4 protein-coding genes are annotated in these 3,116 nt (G+C 65.2%); 1 reads left to right on the top strand and 3 read right to left on the bottom strand.

Features of this window, described 5'->3' with window-relative positions; genetic code table 11:
* Positions 1–873 (top strand): hypothetical protein (locus ACFDS3_RS20135; protein WP_375264112.1); only part of this gene is annotated, 873 nt, incomplete at its 5' end.
* Between the two features lie 54 nt (positions 874–927).
* On the opposite strand, the gene ACFDS3_RS20130 is transcribed toward ACFDS3_RS20135, so the two are convergent.
* From ACFDS3_RS20130 to ACFDS3_RS20120, 3 genes are all read right to left on the bottom strand, one after another.
* Positions 928–1,983 carry a type I restriction endonuclease gene (locus tag ACFDS3_RS20130; RefSeq protein ID WP_375264111.1) on the bottom strand — a complete coding sequence of 352 codons (1,056 nt, stop codon included), beginning with the start codon at positions 1,981–1,983 and terminating at the stop codon, positions 928–930.
* A gap of 217 nt (positions 1,984–2,200) precedes the next feature.
* Entirely contained in the window at positions 2,201–2,440 is a 240-nt protein-coding gene (locus ACFDS3_RS20125) for a CsbD family protein (RefSeq protein ID WP_375264110.1), read from the bottom strand.
* A gap of 127 nt (positions 2,441–2,567) precedes the next feature.
* Positions 2,568–2,795: a hypothetical protein gene (locus ACFDS3_RS20120; protein ID WP_375264109.1), complete on the bottom strand. Its 228-nt coding sequence runs from the start codon at positions 2,793–2,795 to the stop codon at positions 2,568–2,570.
* Between the last annotated feature and the right edge of the window lie 321 nt (positions 2,796–3,116).

Raw genomic sequence — 3,116 nt, 5'->3', positions numbered from 1 at the left:
ATGGCTCCGGATCTGCCGCGCCGGATCAGCTGCTACCTGCTCGGAGCCGGTGCGTCGCCCTCCGGCACGGAAGCCGAGATCGAGACGGTCCTCGCCGGGCGCAACCCGGAGTTCGTCTTTTCGATCGACCTCCCGGCCGGGTCGGAGGAGGGCGTGCTGGCGCTGCCGGGCAACGCCCGCGTCGAGGACAGCGGCGCGGCCCTCGTGGCCCTGCGCGCCATCGCCGACCGCATGGATAAGCTCGGCTGCGACAAGCTCCTGCAAAGCCGTCACGACTATGCCGGGTATTGGAAGCTGAATTTCCGTGGTCCGAAGCGCGAGCGGCTGATGGGGGCGCTCGGCGTCGCCACGCTGCGCGCCGACGGCGTAGCACCCGGCCAGCGCATGGCCGACGGCCTGATGTATCTGCAAGCCATCGCCGCCGCGGCGGATATGTGGCACGAGGCCGAGGATCTCGGCCGTCTGATCCTGGGGCTGCAGACCGGCGGCCATGAGGACCACGAGAACCGCTTCGTCTCGGCCGACGGGGTGCAGGAAGCCTTCCTGATCCCGACGGCGCCGGGCGGCGTCATCGCCCTGAAGTGCTACGAGACGAGCTGGCTCATCGTGCTTCATCAGAACAGCCCCGAGGAGATGCCCCACAAGATCGAGATCCATTGCGCCGAAGGGATCGGCGGCGAACTCGAGACGTCGGAGGAGACGCAGGTCGCGGACATCGGCCTCGAAATGGGTGGCTACAGCGGGAAGATGATCGTGCCCTATTCGGTCCAGGCGATGCGCGAGCTCACCGGCGCAATCGGCACGATCTGCGATCTTGGCGCGGAACTGATGGGGGAGCGCGAGCCGGAGCACGAGGCGGCTTACCTGTGCTGAACTGCGAGCGACGGTAGTGGCAGGATGGGCCGACGCGTCACCGCGCTCGCTGCCTCAAAGGGCCTGGCGCAGGTCGTCGAGGAGCCGCCCATCTTCGGTCACTGCATGCACGTAGATCTGGATCGCACTCCAGCCGGTAACCGCACAGCCCCAGCTGTTGTAGCTCATCACCTTGCCCCGGTAGTTGACCGACTTCCCGTCGACCACCGTCGCCGCGCTGTCGGCATGCCCGCGAATGGTGAGGGTTTGACCATTCTTGAGTAAGCCCCGCTCGAAAAGTTGTCGCGTGCCGGGAAGGGTGCGCTTTGTCCGCTTCGGGTCGGCTTTCGCAGCATCTGCCTGCGCTGAGACAGGGTCCGCATCGACGGTCGGAGCAAGGCGATCGCACGGCGCTGCCACACGCGGCGCCAGGTCCGAGAGGACATCACCGATCTCTGGATAGTCGACACGGATCGCCGCGCGGCGAAGCGAGCCCCGCACGTCCCCGGCTCCGATCCCGCTGATTTTGCGGGTGATGAAGCGCACGAAATTGTCGTCGTCGGGCAGACTCTCCAGAACCGCTCGCACCTGGCTGTCGATCCGCCAGTCGGTCCAGAGTGCGTCGATCGCGCGCTGTCCCATGTCAGCGCGCGAGACCAGTGCGAGCTTCCGGGCCCGCGCTTCGGCGGGTTCGTCGTCGTCCATCTTGACGGTCAGGAACAGCTTCTCCTCGGCCTCGACTGGCGCATGGACCTTGTAGAAGCGCCATTCGTCGCCGTTGGTCAGCACGCACCAGTCGACGCCGCTGGTATTGGCGTAGTTGATCGTTTGCACGATCCACCGGCGGTCGCTCATGTTCTCCTGAAGCGCTTTCGCCTCGACGAAGAGGACCGGCGCCCGCTGCAGGAACAGCGCGCAATCGACTGGATTGTCCGAGCTCTTGTGCCGGTATTCGCTCTTCACCTCATCGAGGTCACCGAGATCCCAGCCGAGCGCTTGGAGGAGGGGCAGGATCAGCACGCGGATCGTGTCGCTTTCGGTCAGCTTCACGCGTCGCTCGCGATAGCCGCGAACCTGCGCCTGCAAGTCGCTCACCTTCTTGGCCAGGACATTGAGTTCGTTGATAGTCATGCGCGCCTCCATGCGCACCTTTCTCAGCCATCAACCTCCGCGTGGCAACGCGCGCGAAGCCACAATCCACAGGGTTGGCAAAATCGGAGTGCTTGAAGCCAAGGGTGCTTGGTGGGGCGCGAGGGCTTGAAGCAGTCCCGCCGGGGGCGGTCGTCTTGCTGAAAAGAGAGAAGGCCGCCCGTGGGGCGGCCTTCGGAACGGTCAGGGGGGGTGCCGTTCAGTCCTTGTCTTTCAATGCGCCTTTGGCCTCGCCCTTGGCGTCCTGGCCGTGGCCCTTGAGCTTCTGACCCTTGCCTTCGTTCTGAAGGTCCTGGTTGTCGGTCGCGTCGCCAAGCTTGTCTTTCGCTTCGCCCGCAACCTTGTTCAGCGTGCCCTTGGTCTTGTCTTCCTGTTCGCTCATGTCGTGATCCTCATCAGATTTCGGATCGCAGCACCCGGCGCCGATCACGCCGCGCACCTGCTTATCCCCCCAACGGATGCGAGCCAGGATCGTTGCGTAGGTCACGGTGATCGTGATCGCGCGGAGGCGCAGGCGACCTTCCCTTGGCACGCGCGGAAGCCTGAGTGCGGTGCGCGATCCAGACTTACTTGCGCACCCGATCCGGATCGACCGGTTCACGGATGACCCGCATCTCGACCTCACCGCCGATGCTCTCCATCAGCGGTGCAAGGCGGTGTCCGAGTGCCTCCCAGCGGGCTTCGACGAGCGCCTCCTCCGACCGGCCCCCCAGGCCTTCAATACCACCGTCCTGCGGGCCAGTTTCTGGCTTGTCGACGTTGGGCGCGCCTGTGCTCTCGGGCAGCTGCTTCATCGGAACGTCTCCCTTTAGCGAACTGGATAATCGGGGATGATTTAAGCTATCGCTCTGGTGCGTCCCGAGAAACGCTACGTCGCCTGTCGAGCCAGCCGGGCGCGGCCCGGGCGGACGGGTTCAGATGAGTGCGTCCTTCGGCATTCCGCTGCCGACCCAGGGGCCTCAGCTGTCGCCCAGGAACCCAGTCACGGCCTCGAGAAAGCGATCGGGTGCGGTGTTCATCGCCTCGTGCGCCTCGCCGTCGAAACGGTGGCGGCGAACATCGGGAAGCACCGCTTCGAGTTCGTCGGTCACGAACATCTCGGGCGGCGTCTCGGA

The sequence above is a fragment of the Palleronia sp. genome (genome assembly GCF_042089775.1).
GTDB lineage: Bacteria > Pseudomonadota > Alphaproteobacteria > Rhodobacterales > Rhodobacteraceae > Palleronia.
This window is presented reverse-complemented; position numbering and strand designations above follow the sequence as displayed.